Here is an 18,296-nt window from a genome sequence, read left to right as displayed (position 1 = left end):
CCCGACGATCACGCCACCTGCCAGAGTGAGGACCTCACCGACGCATCACACCAGCCCCACTGAACTGCGGAAACGAGCTTGGCGGAGCCTCACTGCACTGCCGGTGCTCGCCAGACTCCTCGTCGACCTGGGCATGGACCGTTCACCGCTCGGCTCGTTCTCGCTGGCCACCGCCGCGGTGGGGGATGGCGTCGCCTGGCTGGGGCTGACCGTCATCCTCGCCCTGACCGGCTCCGGCAGCGGCCTGCACCTCGCGGGGACCCTCGGCGTCACCGTGGCGCTGGTCGGCCTCACCGCGTGCGTGGTGCGCCCGCTGCTCACCAGGGTCGTACGCAAGGCGGAACAACGACCGGGCGTGGAACGGCTGCTGCCCCTCCTGCTGGTCGGCGCGATCGGCTATGCCGTCATCACACACATGCTGGGACTGCACCCGGTGATCGGCGCGTTCCTGTTCGGGACGGCCGTACCACGGGACTCGACGGTCACCGCACGGATGAACCAGCAACTGCAGGGCTTCACACTCGCGGTGCTGCTGCCGCTGTTCTTCGCGGGCGTGGGGCTCAATGTCTCGATCGGCGCGCTCGGCCTGGACATCTGGCCCTGGCTGGTGTTCACGGGGATCCTTCTCGCCGCGACCCTCAGCAAGATCGTCGGTGCCGGCGGCGCGGTGTGGGCGATGGGGTTTCCCCGCAGGGATGCGCTGCGCTTCGGCGCGCTGATGAACTGTCGCGGCGTCACCGAACTGGTGGTGTCGGGGATCGGCTGGCAACTCCAGCTGATCAGCACGACCGGACTGACCGTGCTCGTCCTGATGGCGATGGTCACCACCGCGGTGACCGGCCCGCTGCTCAAGGCCCTGGGCCCGACGACACCCCTGCCCCCGCCCGAACTGCCCGGACCGCTCGACGCGCGGCTTGCCACCCAGCCCACCCGGTAGGTGAGGCTGTTTACGGGCATCGCAGCAAGCCGGTGCACCGTCAACTCCCTCTGGCGTCAGGGATGATGACCGCCATTGCTTCGGCCCCGTCCCCGTCCCCGCCCCGGCCTGGGCGCCGTCTCTGACCTGGGCAGGGGCCCCGTCCCGTCCCCGTCCCGGCACCGGAGAACTTTCACCCAAGACCGTGTGAATTCATTCTTCGTCCGGTTTGCACCCTTGCCGAGTGGTCCGGCACCCCGCACTGTCGTGGGGTCAATCACCGAATCCAGCCAAGGTCTCACGATGAATGAACGCGACACCGTCATAGGGAATGAACGCGACACCGCCGCAGGTAAGGAACCCGGCACCGCCATACGTTCCGCACTGGAACGATTCATTGAGACCCAGGAGTTCAGCTGCCTGGGCGCGCGCGCCGCACTGAAACGCCGGACCATCACGCACCGGCACTACCGAAGAATGGGCGACGAGGCGTCTGCGGAACAAAACCACCGCGACCTCGTCGGCTATGTCGATGCCGTGCGTCCCGTGCTGTCCGGCCAGAGCTTCCGCACCTTTGTCGCCACCTTCGACGAGCCCGGAACGGTGGACGAACGCACCTACGAGGCGCTCATCTGGCAACACCTGCAATTCATGCACGACATCGACAGCCGGACGTACGGCCTGGACACGGGGGCGTCCTCCGACCCCGGCCGGCCCAATTTCGGATTCCACACGGCCGGGCATGCCTTCTTCGTCGTGGGTATGCATCCCGGTTCGTCCCGGGCGAGCCGTCGCTTCACGAGCTCGGCGATCGCCTTCAACTCGCTCGCGCAGTTCATGCTTCTCGGCGAGCATTTCTACTCGATGCAGGACGCGATCCGCAGGCGTGAGGCCAAGAACAACGGCTCCGTCAACCCGAGTTTCACCGAGTACGAGTACGAGCAGCCCGCGCGGCACTTCTCAGGCCGGTTCACGGAAGAGGACTGGAAGTGCCCCTACACTCCCCGGCACGAACCGGCTGTCGAGGATTTCACCGAGGGACTCCTCCAGCACAAGCGGTGAGCCCCACCGGTCCTCCCCGGTCCTCCCGGGCCCACACCGGGCGGTGGCGGGTGGCGGAAAGCGACTTCCGGATCCCGCGGGGAAGGGGTGGGGCGGAGCGGTCCGGGGATGCCATGACCGCGTCCTACCGGCTGCCGGCCGCCCGCCTTCGTGGGCTCCAGCTGTTGTACCCGACGGCCGCGATCACCAGGGCGCAGCCGCAGGCCTGGACCGACCCGCGGGTCACCGGACCTCGCACCGGAGAGGGCTGTCACCCGGCCTGACGCCAGGTGACATGCCGCTGACGGCGTAATGGCCGGGTTGGGCTGTCTGGCCGCGTCAGGCTGTGGCTTCTTGATCACGGTCGCGGCAGGAGCCCGTGTGGACAGGTGGGGTGAGCGGATCTTCCAGCGGCCGGGTCGTGACCGACGGCCGGGCCGCGGACGCGGGGCCGGGAGGCTTGCGGAGATCGTCGACAACAGTGGCTTCGCGGTGCCCCGGCCGCCCGCGTGGATGCGCTGGTTGCCGGCTGCCTACGTCGCCTTCGTCTTGCTGTTGGAAACCGTCACCCCCACGCCCTGGGCCGTGAGCTTCCTGCTCATCGCTCTGCCGGTGATCGCGGCGTACACCCTCGGCCCGGTCAGCGTCGCGGCGTTCGCGGTCTTCGCGATCGTGCTGGAAGGGGTGCTGGCCGGCACCCCGTGCTGTACCGGCCACAACATCCACCAGCTGTGGGAGAACCACCACGTCGCCGCCTATATCGCCACCGGCCTGGTCGGCATCCTCGGCGTGGCGCTGGCCGCCCACCGGCGACGTCAGGAACAGCACCTGGTGCGCGCCAACTCGGTGGCCGAGGCTCTGATGCGTACTCTGCTGCGGCCGGTGCCCCACCGGGTGGGACACCTACGCGCGGCCGGTCTCTACCGGTCCGGCGAGGTCGGCTCCATGGTCGGCGGCGACCTCTACGACATCCGTGCCACCGGTTCCGGTGAGCGCGCCATCGTCGGTGACGTCCGCGGCAAGGGGCTCCAGGCCGTCCGCACGGTCGCCGACATCCTCGGCAGCTTCCGCGAGGCCGTCTACGACCCCGGGGGCCTGCCCGCCGTCGCCGCCCGTATGGAACGGTGCCTGGTCCGTGAGGCCGAAGAACTCCCCGATGACGAGCTGTTCGCCACCGCCGTGCTGGTCGAGTACGACGCCCCGGCCCACCGCGTGACCATCGTCAACCAGGGGCATATCGAGCCGGTCCTGATCTCCCGAGGCGAGGTGACCGCCCTGACCGGACCGCCTGCCCTCCCGCTCGGCCTGGGCGCCCTGGCCGATGCGGAGCCCCTCGCCTACATCCACCCCTTCCAGCGGGGCGACGTCCTTCTCCTGTGCACGGACGGCCTGGTCGAGGCCCGCGACCGCACCGGCGCCTTCTACCCCCTGCTCGACCACCTCCGCGACCGCTTCTCCGGCGGGCCCGCCCCCGGCCCCGCCGATGTCATCGATTTCCTCAACACCGATCTGCCCCGCCACACCCGCGTCCTCCATGACGATGTCGCCCTCCTCGCCCTTGCGCCGTACGACGGCGATGACGATGGCCATGACGACGGCGATGACGATGGCCATGATGACGGCGACGGCGACGGCGACGGCCAAGATGACGGCGACGGCGATGACGGCGAGCGGTAGCCGCGACGTGGACCAGCGGGTGAGGCTTGGCCCCGGCGATGCGGACCAGCGGGCGAGGCCGTGTCCGGGCGAGCGGACCAGCGCGCGAGCGCGTGGCCGAACCGAGTCGCCCCGGAGGCCGCCGGCCCGCTCGTAGGGCTCAGTCCGACTGGTGGGCCTCGCGCGCCGCGTCCACGAAGTGCACCAGCGCCGCCCAGAAGGGGCGGTAGGCGGCATCGAACGCGGCAGGGCGATCGGCGTCGCCGGCCGGGGCGGCGGAGAGGGCCGTGTAGAAGGGACCGGTCGTTTTCTGGAGGGCGAGCGCAGCGGCGGCGGCCGCGGGCGGGCCCTCCAGCTCGACGACCCGCACACAGCGACGGATCTTCGCGTACTCGGCGACCTCACGGTCCCGCAGCTCGCCGAGTGCGGCGGTACGGGCGTCCGAGCCGGGCTGCCGGAGCACGGCGGAGATCTCCCAGAGCAACTCACCCATGTGGTGGGTCTGTTCGATCAGGTCCAGGTAGGCGGTGCGGCGGCTCTCCCGCAACCGCTCCGCGCGCTGTGAGCGTGCGGCGGTCTCGGCCTGAATCCTGGCGGCCTGGGTGCTGCCGCGGCTGGTGACCCAACTGGCGAGCACCGCCGTGCCACCGGTCACCGCCGCGATCGCCAGAGTCCACCACGTACTGTCGCCCACATGGCGCACCCTACCGAGCGGCCCCGACGTACCGGCGGCCGCGTGTGCACCATGGCCGACGGCCGGGAGCCACATCCCTGGCAGCCGAGCCCCGGCAGCCGGGAACGTGTGGCGACGGTCCGGCCTCCTCGGCCGCCGCTACGACGGGAACTCGCCCGGCGGCACCGTGCGCGTGCTCGCATTGCCGCCGATGACCTTGTTCAGGGTGAACGTCAGCACCGTGTACTGCGTTCCGCCCGTCACCCGCACCGTCCGGAAGTTCGCCTTGTCGTCGAACTTCTCGAAGCTGCACTCGCGGGTGAAGGAGCTCTTCGCACCGTTCCAGTCCTCACCGGTGGTGAAGTACACCGTGTACGAGCCGCTGTTGACGCTGCGTACGGTCGCCTCGGAGCCCTTGCGTACGTACACGGAGAACGCCGTCTGCGTACCACGGGTCAGCGTCACCACCGCATCGCTGCCGGTGCCGTTCCTGACGGTCAGCCGCCCCAGACCGCCCCGGCTGCCGTCGTGGACGAAGGCACCGTTCCCGAGCCGGCGGTGCTTGGCCTGCTCCGTATGCGGCAGTCGCAGCGTGGTGTGGTAGCCGAGGGCGCCGAGCGCGCGTCCGGCTTCCTTGATGCTCTGCGGGCTCCGGGCCGTGCCGAGGCTGACGCGTGGTGAGGTGGCGCAGCGGCCGCCATACCCGTGGGAACTTTTGAGGTCCTGCCCCAACGCGCGCAGGGCGGTGGTGAGTTGACTGTTCCCGGCGATGGCGTTGTCCGGCGTGGCCGCGGTTTGCAGGGCATCCGCGGCCGCATCGGCCTTGGCCGCCGCCGTGTCCAGCGCGGTGTCCAGCGAACCGCCTTCGTGCGCGCTGTCGACCGCGCGCAGTGCGCTGTTGAGCGGTCCGAGGGCGTCGTGGAGAGCGCGGCGGTAGACGGCCGGGTCGATGGCCGGCGTCGGGCCGGGGGACGGCGCCGAACCGGCGGCCGAGCTGCTGGAGCCCCCGCCCGCCGGATCACTGCTCGCCCCGTCCGACGAACAGGCCGTCAGCGGCAGCGCGAGTGCCAGGGACGCCGCGCCGAGGGCGGCGGTCCGGATCCTGCCGCGCGGCGGACGAGCCTTCCGCGCGAGACGCAGGGTGGTGGCGGTATGGCGCTTGTCGTCCGCGGGCGGGTGAGCCGTGTGCGCCGATATCTCTTCCGTCATGTACGCAGAGGTGTACCTCACCATGAGTCCCCCGATTCCCCCGGTATCCCCCGACATCCGGCAACTGCTGAATGAACCAGGCTTCTCCGCCCACAAGTGACTGTCAAGGCCGTTGTCCGGGGCGGCAGTTGCGAGAAATTCCCTCGGAATTCCTGTTTCCGCACCCGTGCGCCGGCCACCTGGGCGTCTGTAGAGCCCCCTGCCATGGCAGCAAAGCCCCCTGCCGTGGCAGCGCTGAATGACCTTCTTCCCGAGCGCGCCACCGGCGGGGGCGCCGGCCTCGCCGGCACCACCCGAAGGGAACCGGGCCGGCCCGTGCCGGCCGCACGCCCTCGCTCGTACGGCCCGTAGCCGCTCGTACGGTCCGTAGCCCGTAGCCCGTAGCCCGTAGCCCGTAGCCCGCAGTCCGCAGCTCCCGGCATCCGGCTTCCGGCTGGGCCGTTCGGTGTGCGGGCCCGCGCGCGTCCCGGCGGCTACCTCTCACGCAGAGCTAAAATCGGACCATGGCTGCAGGGGAGTTCCCCGACTCGCCGGCCGACGTGCCGGCAGGTGTCCAGCGGCTGATCCGCCGCCGGCTGCGGGCCGGCCTGACCACCCCCCGGCTGCGCGGTGCCGAGGGGGAACTCCTCCGGCTGGTCGCGGCCCGGCCCGGGATACGGGTGTCGGCCGCGGCGAGGGAGCTGTGTCTCGCGGGCAATTCGGTCTCCACCCTGATCAACCAGCTCAGCCGGACCGGCTGTCTGCGGCGTGAGGTCGCGCCCGACGACCGCCGATCGGCTCTGCTGTTCCCCACCCCCGCGGCACGGGCACGGCTGCGCGACTGGGAGGCCCGGCGCAGCGCCCTGGTCCGTGAGCAGGTCGCGCGCCTCCCGAGGCCGACCGGGCGGCGCTGGTGGCGGCACTTCCGGCGCTGCGCAGGCTCGCCCACAACCTGCAAAGGGAGACGGAGGACACATGACCACCGATGACGAAGGACGGCAGCAGCGGGTGTCCGGCCCCGCCGGACCGGCCGGCGAGCCGCTCCCACCGGACGCCTCGGCCCCGGACGCCCCGGACACGGCCGCCCCCGACGCCGTGACGTGCCGCGGCCTGCGTTACGCCTTCGGCGAGACCAGGGCGGTGGACGGCGTCGACCTCGCCGTCCGCCCCGGCGAGGTCTTCGGTCTGCTCGGCCCCAACGGCGCGGGCAAGACCACCGCAATCCGCTGTATCACCACCCTCCTGCCCGTCCCGGCCGGCATGGTGCGGGTCTTCGGGCACGACGCGGCGAAGGAGCGGATGGCGGTGCGCCGGCTGCTGGGCTACGTACCGCAGCAGCTGTCCGCGGACGCCGGGCTGACCGGCCGCGAAAATGTCACACTGTTCGCCCGCGTCTTCGATGTCCCCCGCCGTGAGCGCACGGCACGCGTCACCCAGGCGCTGGAGGCGGTCGGCCTCACCGACGCGGCCGGACGGCTCGCCAAGACGTACTCCGGCGGCATGATCCGCCGCCTCGAACTCGCCCAGGCGCTGGTCAGCGCACCCCGTCTGCTGATGCTCGACGAGCCGACGATCGGCCTCGACCCGATTGCCCGTACCAGCGTCTGGGACCACATCAACGCCGTACGGGCCGCCACCGGCATGACCGTCCTGGTGACCACGCACTATATGGACGAGGCCGACCAGTACTGCGACCGCCTCGCCCTGATGCACCACGGCCGGATCCGCGCCCTGGGCACCCCCGACGAACTCCGGTCCGCCCTGCGCGCCCGCCGCCGCGCGGCACTGACCTCGCCCGCCCCGGGCACGGCACCGGACCCCGTGGCCACCCCCACCCCCCAACCGGCCGCTCACTCCTCCTCGGCCGCTTCCCCCGCCTCTGCCTCATCGGCCCCATCGCGCTCGTCCGACGCCGTGCCGACGCTGGAGGATGTCTTCCGGGACGTCGCCGGCAGTGGTCTCGACGAGCAGTCAGGAGACTTCCGCGATGTCCGAAGCACCCGCCGCACCGCACACCGCGTCGGCTGACCAGGCCACCGGCCCCGGCCGACTGGACCTGCTGCTGGTCCCGCCGCGGGCCCGCACCGGCTGGCGGGTGCTGCCCGCCAGAGTCGTCGCGATGTGCGTGGTCGAACTGCAAAAGCTGCGCCACGACCGGACCGAGCTCTACACCCGCGCCGTCCAGCCCGCCCTGTGGCTCCTGATCTTCGGCGAGACCTTCACCCGCATCAAAGCCATCCCGACCGGCGGCATCCCGTACATCGACTATCTGGCGCCCGGCATCATCGCCCAGTCGGCCATGTTCATCGCGATCTTCTACGGCATCATGATCATCTGGGAACGGGACGCCGGAATCCTCACCAAGCTGCTGGTCACGCCGACCCCACGGTCCGCCCTGATCGCCGGCAAGGCCTTTGCCGCCGGGGTGAAGGCACTGATCCAGGCCGTCGTGGTGATCGTCATCGCCGCGCTGCTGGGCGTCGCCATGACCTGGAACCCGCTACGGCTGCTCGGCGTCGGCGTCGCCGTGATCCTCGGCTCGGCCTTCTTCTCCTGTCTGTCGATGACGATCGCCGGGATCGTGCTCACCCGCGACCGCCTGATGGGTATCGGCCAGGCCATCACCATGCCGCTCTTCTTCGCCTCCAACGCCCTCTACCCGGTGACGATCATGCCCGGCTGGCTGCAGACGGTCAGCAGGATCAACCCCCTGAGCTATCAGGTCGACGCCCTCCGCGGCCTTCTCCTGGGCACCCACGCCCATCTGGCCCTGGACTACACCGTGCTGGTGGCGGCCGCCGCACTGGGCATCGCCGCGGCCTCCGCCCTCCTGGGCCGCCTCGCCCGCTGACCGCACCTCACAAAGGCGGGGCGAAGCCTCTCCCCGGCCCGGCCTTCCGCACCCTCGCTCTGGCCTCGCCCTTGCGCTTGCTCTGGCACTCACCCTGGCCCTGGCTCCTCGTCCTCGTACGCGCGCCACGTACGCACCGCCGCCTACCGCCGCCCACCGCCGCCCACCGCCCGTACCTCTCCAACCACACCGGAAGGGCCCGGCGTTACACTCGCGCCGGATGCGTTCCTGCGGTCAATACCACCGTCGGAAGGGCAGGGGCGGGAGCGAATTCTCTGCCGCGGGCAGCCATTCCTGCCCCACCTGCCTCCGTCGCTTCGCCGGGGCGGACATCGTGTTCCTTTGCCGAGTCGATGACGGTTGGTGCGATGGTGGAAACGGTGGAACGGGCCGGGGGAAGGTGGTTCAACCGAATACCCTCGGAGCGCCAAGTATCGGAGGTCGGCGCCGCGTTCGGGAAACGCCTGCCCGGCCCACGGGCCATGGGCTGGACCGTGACCGCGGTGTTTTTTGTTGTCTACACCCTGGTGTCGGTCCTGCGGAACGACCGCATGCTCAATGCCGGATACGACCTGGGGATATTCGAGCAGGCAATCCGTGCTTATGCGCATGGCCGGGCGCCGGTCGTGGAACTCAAGGGCCCGGGTTTCAACCTCCTCGGAGATCACTTCCACCCCATCCTGGCGCTCGTCGCCCCGGTTTACCGGCTCTTCCCCGGTGCCGTCACGCTGCTCGTGGTGCAGGCCGCGCTGATGGCGTCGGCCTGTTATCCGCTCACCCGCTGGGCGCACCGGGCGATCGGACCGCTCACCGGTCTGGCGGTGGGCTGCGGGCTGGGTGCCTCCTGGGGCCTCGTCGCGGGAGTCACCAAGGACTTCCACGAAATCTGTTGTGCGGTCCCGCTTCTCGCATTCAGCGTCACCGCGCTCGGCGAGCGGCGCTGGTGGGCGGCGACAGCCTGGGCACTCCCGCTGCTCTTGGTAAAAGAAGACCTCGGACTCACGCTTGCCGCCATCGGTGCTTCTATCGCATGGCAGGGAATACGTGAGCGGCGCGACCGCCCAACGGAGCGACGGCACTTCCCCTTCCTGCTGGGCATCGCCGTCATGGTTCTCGGTGTGGCGGGCACGGCCGTGGAAATCCTCGTTCTGCTCCCCGCCATGAATCCCCGCGGCGGCTTCGACTACTGGCATCAGATGCCGGGCGCGGCATCCCCGTCCGGCAGCCTCGCCGGCCTCGCGTCCGCCGGACTGCATCTGCTCTGGCCGCCGATGAAATGGCTGCTGCTGTTCATGCTGGCCGCACCCACCGCATTTTTCGGCCTGCGTTCCCCGCTGACGCTGCTGTGCGTGCCCACCCTCACGTGGCGGCTGCTGGCCGGCAACGAGCACTACTGGCAGCCGAATTTCCATTACAACGCAATCCTGATGCCGATCGTCTTCGCCGGTCTCATCGACGTGCTCCACCGACGGCCGGATGTGGCGCCACCCCGCACACGCCGGAAGGTCCTTGCCTTCTCCGCCGCCTTCACCGCGGTCACGGTCGCGGTCTATCCGCTCCATGACCTGTTCCTCCCCTGGGCCTGGCGGACCCCGGCCCATGTCCGCACGGCGGAGCGCCTGCTGGCCCGTATCCCCGACGGGGACACCGTCGCCTCCTCGAACCGGCTGGCCCCGATGCTGACCGGACGCGCCACCGTCAGCCTGGTCTGTTTCGGCACCGGTCCCGATCCCGCCGCACCGACCGCCCTTCCCGCCGATCCGCCGCGCTGGGTGGTCTCGGACCGTCACGATCCGACCGTCAAAACCCCCTGTCCGGTGGCTCAGACCCACCGCATGCTGCGCCTCTACCGCGCCCACGGCTACGTCCGCATCGCCGAGGAAGACGGAATCACCCTGCTGCGCAGACCGTAACGCCCACGCTTCCTCCCCACCCTCCGTACGGGGGGCCACTACGGGAACGGTACGGCGCCCTCTTCCACCTCACCGGACGCGTGCGCCGTACCGCGACTCGTATACGGGTCGAGGCACGGCTCGCGACGGAGCCGTGCACGTCCTTCCGAGGCGCTACAGGTACGCCCCGGTCGGCGCGGCAGCACGGCGAAGGCCGGCGCCTGCTCGTGCCTGCGTCACCCACGCTTCCTGATCCAGACGACCAGCGCCGTGCACCCCATGCACACCCCGACGACCGCCTTCGCCGCGAGCTTCGCCGACAGCCACCCGAATCCGGGGTTCCACCAGCCCGTCCAGCAGGCCACGCTCAGCACCAGAATGCAGGCCGTCAGGACACCGGACACGGACAGCGCCACACGGGCAGCCCGGCGGCCGGGCAGCCCGTTCTTTTTCCCCTCGTTCATGGGCCCGACTATATGGGCGCCGGCGCGGCATGCACTCTGCGCACGGCACCCAGGGGGCGAAGCGGCCGGATCGGATCGGCTTCGCCCCGGGACGCGGACGGCAGGAGGCGCGCCCTTATCCGGCGGCGCCCGGCGCGATGGCAGTGACGGTGAACTCATTGCCGCACACCTTCAGGCCCGAAGTGCGCGCGGTCATCGCCTCCTTGGAGCCCGGCGGGTACGCCTGCACCAGGTCGGCGCTCTTCCAGCAGCCGGAGCCCTTCAGACCCTCGTTGATGGTGTGCAGCGTCGTGTGTGCGCTGCTGCCGGGTGCCAGCGTCACGGCCTTGCCCGCCCCTGCTTCACGGGCGGCGGGCGTGCCGATCGTCTGACCGTCCCGGGCCAGGAGGGAAATTCCCGGGTAGCCCCGCAGTGTGCAGGACCGCGTGCCGCTGTTGGTGAACACCAGCGCGTAGCGGATGTTGCCCGCGCCCGCGTCGGGCGCACCCAGACGCAGCCGCATCGAGGTCGCCGTGCAGCGCTCCGAGGAGTTGTCGGCGGACGCGGCGCTTCGTGCCGCGGTGGGCCTGCTGCTGCCGGCCGGCCCGTCGGTGTGCTGCGAGCCGCCCGAGGTGTCGCCCCCGCCGGATGCCGTGCCGGAACCGGCGCTACGGGAGGCGGTCGCCGACGACGCGCTCCCGGAGCTGTTGGCCTTGCCGTCCTGGCAGGCGGTGAGCGCGACCGCGGCAGCGGAGGCGAGCACCGCAGCGGCGGCCTTACGTGCGTGGTGGGGGGAAGGGCGGAAGGACATGTCGCTCCTGACCTGGTTGAATGCGAAACGTGAAGCTGCGAGGCACTCGTCCTCCAGTCCTGGGGACGGGAGGCACAACACCCTGACATCCGGTGGGTGGAGCCAGGTGGGGCGGGGTTGCGGAGCACGAGTCATCCTCACTGTGCTCACTGACAGTCCGCTTATGCTGCGTTAACGTTCCGCTTACGTCGGCCGGATGCCGCTGTCGGACATCGTTCGGCCTACCGGATGGGCCGTCAGGGGATTCCGGTACGTGCTCGGTACGCCCAGGAGGGTGGCGGCCGACCACGTCTCGCCATGGGCGCCGGGTCAGGGCCCGGAACCGGACCCGGCACGGTCCCGGGCGCTCGGGCCTCGATCCCGGCTGCAAGAGGAGCGTCGGGGGCAGCGGCAGGCGGCAGCCGTACGCGGCTGCGCGCGGGCGGCCGGGTAGTGACGCAGGGCCGTGATATCGCGCTCGCCCGATGTGGTGGTCCGTGGCCGGAAGCATTGTCACCCCGTTGGGGGAGCTGAGATGAAGGTGCCAAGCCGCACTGGTGGGTCGCCCCTTTGGTTCGGGGAGAACGCGTGACCACACGTGACAACCGGCCGGGTCCGACGGAACCGGGATCCCGTACTGCGCGGTCGCCATGTGCCGCCGGTACGGACCTGCTCCCCGATGAGGCCGCCGCCCGTACCCGTCGATGCGGATGTGGAACGCGTCGTGATTCCTTGAAGGGGTGTGGCATGGGACGGGATTTCGGACAGGGAAAGGTGAGCGGGCCGCCGCGGCTGGTCGGAGGCCGAGTGGCCTGGGACGGGCCGGCCGGGCAGGAGCTGACGATGACGACCACGGTGCCGGTGGGCCAGGGCCCGGTGACGGTGGTCATCACCCCGGACGGCCGGTGGGCATATGTGACCGACTTCGGCGACAGCACGGTGAAGGTGATCAGTACCGCCACCCGGCAGGTGATCGCCACCATCAGCGTCAGCGGTGCACCGTGGGGCGCCGCCGTCACTCCGGACGGGCAGCGCGTCTATGTGGCGAACCATGAAGTCAGTACTGTCGATGTCATTTCCACCGCCACCCATACGGTGACGGAATCTGTGCCCGGTATGGGCAACCCCGTCGGGCTGGCTGTCACACCCGACGGCAGCCGTATCTACGTCGCCTGCCAGGGAATGGACTTGGTGAAGGTGATCGACGCCGCCACCCACACGGTTTCCGCGTCCATTGCGGTCGGAGCCGGCCCGCGGAACGTGGTGATCTCTCCCGACGGCCGGCGCGCCTACGTCAGTGAAGAAGGCTCCAACGAGATCAGCGTGATCGACACCGCTGACCACACCGTCGTCGCCCAGATCACCGGGCCCCTGTTTCCCCGGGTACCGGCGGTCACACCGGACGGGCAACGCCTGTACGTTCCCAACTACGGTGGCAACAGGGTCGATGTCGTCGACCTGGAGACCAACACGGTCGTCGTCTCGATCCCCGGGTTCTCCCTGCCGTTCGCCGTGGCCATCACCAGGGACGGCCTGATCGCCTATGTCAGCAACAACGCCGACGGCTCGGTGCGGGCGATCAGCACGAGCACCAACACGGTCGTGGCCACCTACACCGGGCTGAACATCCCTTACGGCGTGGCGATCACCCCGGACGAGCTGAGCATCTACGTGGCCAACAACGGCAATGGCGCGGTCAGCATCCTGTCCGCGGTCACCGGCCTCTTCCCGAACCAGGGCTCCACCGGCGGCGGAACACCGGTCACCATCATCGGCACGCACCTCAGCCGCACCACCGCCGTGCATTTCGGTTCACGGCCGGCCACCCAGGTCGTGATCGTCAACGACCACGAAATCACGGCGGTCTCCCCGGCCGGCCAGGGTGTCGTAGCCGTCACGGTCACCACCCCCGGCGGCACCAGCAACCCCGTGCCCTTCTACTACATCCCCCCGCCTCATATCAGCGCGCTCACGCCCGACTCCGGGCCCGCGGCGGGCGGCACGGCCATCACCGTCACCGGCCGCGATCTGGCCACCGTCACCAAGGTGACCTTCGGAACGACCCCCGTCACCGCAACCGTCATCAACGACAGCCAACTGACCGTCGCGACCCCTCCCGGGCCGCCCGGCACCGTCCCGGTCGTCGTCACCACCCGCGGAGGCGTCGCCGACGACGTCACCTACACCTACCTCGACTCCTGACCGTGGGCAGGCCGGGTCCGCTCGGGCTGTCATGGCGCTCGACCACCACATGATCACCGGTGCCGGGCCTGTTCCTTGGGGTCACACTGCCTACTTCAAGCCGACTATGACTTCCTGTCATGCCGGGATCGGTGACCCTGACAGCTCGCCGGCCTGCCATGACCCTGCACCGGCACTCCGGAGGGTCCGGCCCGGTTCTTCCTGGAGAGCGCCGCCGCAACCGCCACCTGCCGTACCACCGCGGCCAACCGCCACGCCGTACCGACCTTCCCGGAGGAGTAACGGAACCGTGACCGTGGGTAGCCGGACGGTCTGCCGACAAGTGGCCGGTAAACGCTGTCCCCGAAACGACCTTTAGGCAATCATGGACACGACCGAACGCCGGGGTGGTCATCGTGGCTCACCTGGAGGGTGGATTTACGTTCAGGAATTCTTCTGCCTTCATCAGGAGAGAGGTCAGTCGGTTTCTTTAGTCCTGTCCGATTCCGGATCTCAGGTTTTCGCGGCGCGATATGGCGCACAGGGGGAGTGAGCGGCTTTCCCTCCGTCCGCAGAATGGAAAAAGCTCCCCTCGGGTCCGGGCGGTTCTCTGACAAGAGGTGGGCGAATTCGCGGGCGAACTCTTGCAGTTCACCGGCGGGGCCGTCACGATGGCTCCTGATAGTGATCATGTGCGATCGAAGACGTCGGTAAGTCATTTGTTCCGTGGATCGGTGCGTTAATTCGGCCACCATATTGACCACGATCCAGACCTGTGTGAACTGGAGTGAAGCAAGATGACGACAAGCACGGCAATTGCACTTCACGATCAAGTCACGTTGCTCCTGGACGAGTTGGAGCGGCACCCGGTCTACGACAACGAGTACTTCAAGTTTTTGGAGAACTCGCCGTGGAGCAGCGAGACCTACGACTTTCACCGGGCGAACTTCTTCCAGCGCACCGAGGGCACGGTCAAAGGCATCGCCCATGTGTGCGCGCAGGCGGCAGCCAACGACGATCGGGACACCCTGGTCCTGTTCTCCTACATCCTCAACGAGGAGGCCGGGAACGGCGAGGCCGCCCACTGCCATGAGGTGTTGATGGAAAACGCCCACAATTTACATGGTCAAGTCGAGTTCGGCCTGGCACCGTTGCTCGTGAAGGACGCGCGGAACAGTGACCTGGTCATCCCGGAGACGTTCGCGTACCGCGCGCGCACCCTGGAGCTGCTGGGCGCCAACTACCACCGCATGCTGGGCGTCGCGATGGCCCTGGAGTCCCACGCCGACCGGATGCTGCAGATCTGCCGTACGGCGTTCCGCAACAGCAACAAGAAGCAGCCCGAATCCGAGTTCGTCGACAACGTCGAGATCTACTTCAACGTCCACGTCGGCCAGGAGGGCGTCGAGGAACGCCATGCCGCCGATGCGAAGAAGTGCGTCCAGAACAATTGCCGTACCGACGTTGACGTCGCCGAGATCGCCTACGGTGCGAAAGAGACGCTGAAAATTCAACGGGAGATGTGGGACGCGATGTACAAGGCCGTCCGCGAGTTGAATTCCTAGCAGGGGAGAGGTGACTCGGACGACCGTGCAGAAAAATCGTGGCATTTCCGACGCCATCCTGAGCATTCCGGAATCGGCGACTCATGGAACCGCGGCGAAGATCGCCGCGCTCAACCAGGCACTCCCCGAGGGCGACCAGATCATCGACCTCAGCATTGGCGCACTGGACACACCGACCGATCCCCGGATCGACCGAGGCGTGATCGAGTTCGTGGAGAAGCAATCCGGCACGATTCATGCGTTTGCGCCCATCAAGGGGTTTCCGTTCCTCTTGGAGTCGGTGGCCGCGCGAGTGGCTCGCCTGCACGGAATTGCGTACGACCCGAACAGTGAAATCATGGTCACGCCGGGCGGTGTGAAAGGTTCGATTTCGGTAACCTTCCATGCCTTGCTGAACCCAGGCGACGAAGTGGTGATCCCCGTGCCCAACTGGCCGCACTACTCGGACATGGTGCGGCTGCACGAAGCCATCCCGAAGACCGTCCTGGTCACGGCGCACGATGGCCTGACGGCGCCGGCTCTTGAGGGAGCGCTCTCGGAGCGGACCAAGATTGTCGTGCTTGGCGACTGCATCAACCCGACGGGCAAGGTCTACTCGACCGAGGAACTGTCGGCGCTGGCCGATGTCGTCGCCCGGCACAATGTGCGGCGTGAGTCCCGCGGCGAGAGCCCGGTCCATGTCCTGTTCGACTCCCCCTATGAGGCCCATATCGTGGGGGCCCGCGCCAAGACGTTTGCCGCCCTCGACGTTCCGCTCCCCGGCGGCGGCAGCTGCTCCATGCGGCCGTGGACCGTGGCAGTGACCGGACCGGGCAAGACGTACGGCATGCACGGCGATCGGATCGGTTACCTCTGCGGTCCGCCGGACATCGTGGACGCAGCGGCGCGCGCACAGGTCAACCTCACCTCGTTCGCGTCCACTTACGGCCAGATTGCTACGCACGTCGCCTTGCAGCCGGAAATGGACGAGGTGGCGGCCGCCAGGGCGAAGGCCGCGCGCACCCATCTGTCGACCATGCTGCGCGAGCTCGACGCGATCCCCTCGTTGAAGATCAGCCCTGCCCAAGGGGGCTACTTCCTGTTCGTCGACTTTTCGAGCTACGCCGACGCCTACCAGAAGCACGGCTACGGCAGCGCCGATCAGTTTCTGCTGGCCGAGGCAAAGGTCGCCACGATCGGCGGTGGCCACTTCGCGGAGGGCCACCTCCTGCATCACTTCGTGCGGATCAACTGCGGCCGGGCGGGTTCGCTCGTGAGCGAAGCCGGCACACGTATCAGGCGCGCCCTCACACGCTTGGAGTCCTGACCTGAATGCCAACATGAGGGAAAGCGTCACCTACGGCATCATCGGCACCGGTTTCGCAGGCACCTGCGCGTTGTGGCATCTGGTGCAGCGACTCACCGATCCACGCCGCAAGCCCTCGCTCTCACCCTCGGCCGTCACGATCGTCACGGTGGAGCGGGGGCCGGTGAACGGGCCGGGATATCCCTACGCGAAAGACAACGCCCAGCTTGCACATCGGTGCAACAATGAGGCGAGCACCATGGGAATCCACGGCAATGATTTCGTCGATTGGCTGGTGGAGAGCAAGCCATGGCTCATCAGAGATTATCCGGAGTTGGTCCTGGAGACCCACCCCGGAATCGAGCTGGGTGAATGGCAGCCCGACAACGGCGAGTTCTATCCGCGCGCCTTGTTCGGCAGGTATCTCGAAAAACGGTTCCAGGAGGCCGTCGAGCGAGCCCGCGCGCATGGCATCGACGCTCAGGAGTACGTACGCCACGAGGCCGTCGACGGCCACGCGACGGAGCAGGGTTTCGCCCTCTCTCTCCGTAACCTCGATACCGGCCACGAGTTCACCGTGGACGGGCTCGACCGCGTCCTGCTGAGCACCGGGCACTGGCAGTCCACGGCGGCCGGCGACCTTTCCGGAGACGGTGGATACGTCGCGTCGCCCTATCCACCGGACGCAGTGAAAGCTGCCGTCGCCGAACGTATCCGCTCACGGCGCGCACACGGCGAGCGGCCCTGTGTTTTCGTCCAGGGGATGGGCCCGAGCGGCATCGACGCCATCATGACCTTGTGCGGTGAAGGCGAGTTCACGTACACCTACGACGGTCATATCGCGTCGTACCAGCCGGTGGCGCAGGCTGGCGAAGAGCCGTTGCACATTGTCGCCGGATCGCGCTGCGGGTTCTTTTCCCCCGTTCGGGGGCCGCTCGCACCTTACGAGCCGCACCATCTCACGGAGGAGAACCTCGCGGAGATCCGGCGCGATCACCAAGGGCATCTGGAGATCGAGCGCATTCTGGAGCTCTTGGACAAGGATCTGCGCCGGGCAACCGCGGGGGCAGTGGGGTGGAACGACGTCACAAACCCCCGCTATCCCTCCGCCAAGGAAAAGCTGGCGAGTGATCTCCAGGATTCGTACACCGGAAACCTTGTCTACACCATTGCCTTGAAAGCGCGAAGGATGCGCTTCTACAGCCGGCTCGAACCGTCTGACAAGGCTACGTACGACCGTCTGCTCGACACCCACTTCATTCGGACGGCCGTGCCGATGCCGTCCGCAAACGCGGAAAAGCTCCTCGCGTTGATGGACGCCGGAATACTGACGACCGTGAAGCAGGGCTATGACGCGCCGCCCATAGCAGTGCGGGAGGGCGGTGGTTTCCGGATCACCTACCAGTCCGACGAGGGCGGACAGTCGACCTTGCGGGCAGACTGCGTGATCCGTGCCAGCGGGCAGGACTTCCGCATGGAAAACCATCCGTCACCGTTCGTGCAGAACCTTCTGAAGCGAGGCGAGATCGTCCCGCATGAAGAAGGAGGATATGCCACGGGCGGTATCGCGCTCGACGCCCGTGGCGGATACCGGGTGATGAAGCGGATGGGCGGTGTGTGTGTTCCGTCGCCGCATCTCACCTCCTACGGTTCGCCCGTCAGATTCTGGCAGCACGAACACAATTTCGCCGGCGCATTCGTCGAGGCGGCCGAGTGGGTTGCCGACGACTGGTTCGACGTCGCGGCGGCCGTCACCTCACGATCCGCAGCCGTCGATGATCCCGGGTTGGTCAGTACCGAGACAGGGAGTTGAGC

Annotated in this window: 14 protein-coding genes and 1 pseudogene; 11 read left to right on the top strand and 4 right to left on the bottom strand. The window is 68.5% G+C overall.

The genetic code is table 11. From position 1 onward, the window contains the following. The first annotated feature begins 25 nt into the window (after nucleotides 1-25). From ACWGJY_RS25555 to ACWGJY_RS25545, 3 genes are all read left to right on the top strand, one after another. Nucleotides 26-937 (top strand): cation:proton antiporter, encoded by a 912-nt coding sequence (locus ACWGJY_RS25555; protein ID WP_453263178.1) that lies wholly within the window; start codon nucleotides 26-28, stop codon nucleotides 935-937. Between the two features lie 282 nt (nucleotides 938-1,219). Next, nucleotides 1,220-1,978, top strand: coding sequence for a guanitoxin biosynthesis heme-dependent pre-guanitoxin N-hydroxylase GntA (gene gntA / locus ACWGJY_RS25550; RefSeq protein ID WP_453263176.1), 759 nt, complete (start codon nucleotides 1,220-1,222; stop codon nucleotides 1,976-1,978). Between the two features lie 360 nt (nucleotides 1,979-2,338). Further along, nucleotides 2,339-3,634 (top strand): PP2C family protein-serine/threonine phosphatase, encoded by a 1,296-nt coding sequence (locus ACWGJY_RS25545; protein ID WP_453263175.1) that lies wholly within the window; start codon nucleotides 2,339-2,341, stop codon nucleotides 3,632-3,634. Nucleotides 3,635-3,773: 139 nt separating this feature from the next. Here ACWGJY_RS25545 and ACWGJY_RS25540 read toward each other — a convergent pair whose 3' ends face one another. Together ACWGJY_RS25540 and ACWGJY_RS25535 are read right to left on the bottom strand one after the other, a co-directional pair. After that, a complete protein-coding gene (locus tag ACWGJY_RS25540; RefSeq protein WP_453263174.1) occupies nucleotides 3,774-4,307 on the bottom strand; it encodes a hypothetical protein in 534 nt (177 codons plus the stop codon). Between the two features lie 138 nt (nucleotides 4,308-4,445). Further along, complete coding sequence (locus ACWGJY_RS25535) at nucleotides 4,446-5,495, bottom strand: hypothetical protein (RefSeq protein WP_453263173.1); 1,050 nt, start codon at nucleotides 5,493-5,495, stop codon at nucleotides 4,446-4,448. Nucleotides 5,496-5,998: 503 nt separating this feature from the next. Between ACWGJY_RS25535 and ACWGJY_RS25530 the strand changes: the two are divergent. The 4 genes and pseudogenes from ACWGJY_RS25530 (at nucleotide 5,999) to ACWGJY_RS25515 (ending at nucleotide 10,238) form a co-directional block, all read left to right on the top strand. Then, nucleotides 5,999-6,453 (top strand): annotated as a pseudogene (locus ACWGJY_RS25530) (MarR family winged helix-turn-helix transcriptional regulator). Further along, nucleotides 6,450-7,502, top strand: a complete 1,053-nt coding sequence (locus ACWGJY_RS25525; protein ID WP_453263172.1) for an ABC transporter ATP-binding protein — start codon at nucleotides 6,450-6,452, stop codon at nucleotides 7,500-7,502. The pseudogene ACWGJY_RS25530 and the gene ACWGJY_RS25525 overlap by 4 nt, the downstream one beginning before the upstream one ends. Further along, on the top strand, nucleotides 7,462-8,325 hold the full coding sequence (locus ACWGJY_RS25520; protein ID WP_453263171.1) for an ABC transporter permease: 864 nt from the start codon (nucleotides 7,462-7,464) through the stop codon (nucleotides 8,323-8,325). The genes ACWGJY_RS25525 and ACWGJY_RS25520 overlap by 41 nt, the downstream gene beginning before the upstream one ends. A 503-nt stretch (nucleotides 8,326-8,828) precedes the next feature. Further along, a complete protein-coding gene (locus ACWGJY_RS25515; protein ID WP_453263170.1) occupies nucleotides 8,829-10,238 on the top strand; it encodes a DUF2079 domain-containing protein in 1,410 nt (469 codons plus the stop codon). Nucleotides 10,239-10,453: 215 nt separating this feature from the next. Here the strand turns inward: ACWGJY_RS25515 and ACWGJY_RS25510 are convergent, their stop codons facing one another. Together ACWGJY_RS25510 and ACWGJY_RS25505 are read right to left on the bottom strand one after the other, a co-directional pair. Beyond that, nucleotides 10,454-10,681: a hypothetical protein gene (locus tag ACWGJY_RS25510; protein ID WP_453263169.1), complete on the bottom strand. Its 228-nt coding sequence runs from the start codon at nucleotides 10,679-10,681 to the stop codon at nucleotides 10,454-10,456. 115 nt (nucleotides 10,682-10,796) lie between these two features. Beyond that, nucleotides 10,797-11,471: a DUF4232 domain-containing protein gene (locus tag ACWGJY_RS25505; protein ID WP_453263168.1), complete on the bottom strand. Its 675-nt coding sequence runs from the start codon at nucleotides 11,469-11,471 to the stop codon at nucleotides 10,797-10,799. 726 nt (nucleotides 11,472-12,197) lie between these two features. On the opposite strand from ACWGJY_RS25505, the gene ACWGJY_RS25500 reads away from it, so the two are divergent. The 4 genes from ACWGJY_RS25500 (at nucleotide 12,198) to ACWGJY_RS25485 (ending at nucleotide 18,294) form a co-directional block, all read left to right on the top strand. Then, complete coding sequence (locus tag ACWGJY_RS25500; protein WP_453263167.1) at nucleotides 12,198-13,652, top strand: IPT/TIG domain-containing protein; 1,455 nt, start codon at nucleotides 12,198-12,200, stop codon at nucleotides 13,650-13,652. A 776-nt stretch (nucleotides 13,653-14,428) separates the two neighbouring features. Continuing rightward, nucleotides 14,429-15,196 (top strand): iron-containing redox enzyme family protein, encoded by a 768-nt coding sequence (locus ACWGJY_RS25495; RefSeq protein WP_453263166.1) that lies wholly within the window; start codon nucleotides 14,429-14,431, stop codon nucleotides 15,194-15,196. A 10-nt stretch (nucleotides 15,197-15,206) separates the two neighbouring features. Then, nucleotides 15,207-16,502, top strand: a complete 1,296-nt coding sequence (locus ACWGJY_RS25490) for a pyridoxal phosphate-dependent aminotransferase (RefSeq protein ID WP_453263165.1) — start codon at nucleotides 15,207-15,209, stop codon at nucleotides 16,500-16,502. Nucleotides 16,503-16,515: 13 nt separating this feature from the next. Next, nucleotides 16,516-18,294, top strand: a complete 1,779-nt coding sequence (locus tag ACWGJY_RS25485) for an FAD/NAD(P)-binding protein (RefSeq protein WP_453263164.1) — start codon at nucleotides 16,516-16,518, stop codon at nucleotides 18,292-18,294. The last annotated feature ends 2 nt before the right edge of the window (nucleotides 18,295-18,296 follow it).

Source organism: Streptomyces sp. NPDC054765 (genome assembly GCF_053612065.1).
The sequence above is the reverse complement of the archived record's forward strand: the minus strand, read 5'-3'. Positions and strand labels throughout refer to the sequence as shown.

Coding starts and splice junctions, on each gene's coding strand:
- ACWGJY_RS25510 (WP_453263169.1), bottom strand. CDS start 10,681: ATGAACGAGGGGAAAAAGAACGGGCTGCCCGGCCGCCGGGCTGCCCGT.
- ACWGJY_RS25520 (WP_453263171.1), top strand. CDS start 7,462: ATGTCCGAAGCACCCGCCGCACCGCACACCGCGTCGGCTGACCAGGCC.
- ACWGJY_RS25535 (WP_453263173.1), bottom strand. CDS start 5,495: ATGACGGAAGAGATATCGGCGCACACGGCTCACCCGCCCGCGGACGAC.
- ACWGJY_RS25505 (WP_453263168.1), bottom strand. CDS start 11,471: ATGTCCTTCCGCCCTTCCCCCCACCACGCACGTAAGGCCGCCGCTGCG.
- ACWGJY_RS25495 (WP_453263166.1), top strand. CDS start 14,429: ATGACGACAAGCACGGCAATTGCACTTCACGATCAAGTCACGTTGCTC.
- gntA (WP_453263176.1), top strand. CDS start 1,220: ATGAATGAACGCGACACCGTCATAGGGAATGAACGCGACACCGCCGCA.
- ACWGJY_RS25500 (WP_453263167.1), top strand. CDS start 12,198: ATGGGACGGGATTTCGGACAGGGAAAGGTGAGCGGGCCGCCGCGGCTG.
- ACWGJY_RS25525 (WP_453263172.1), top strand. CDS start 6,450: ATGACCACCGATGACGAAGGACGGCAGCAGCGGGTGTCCGGCCCCGCC.
- ACWGJY_RS25485 (WP_453263164.1), top strand. CDS start 16,516: ATGAGGGAAAGCGTCACCTACGGCATCATCGGCACCGGTTTCGCAGGC.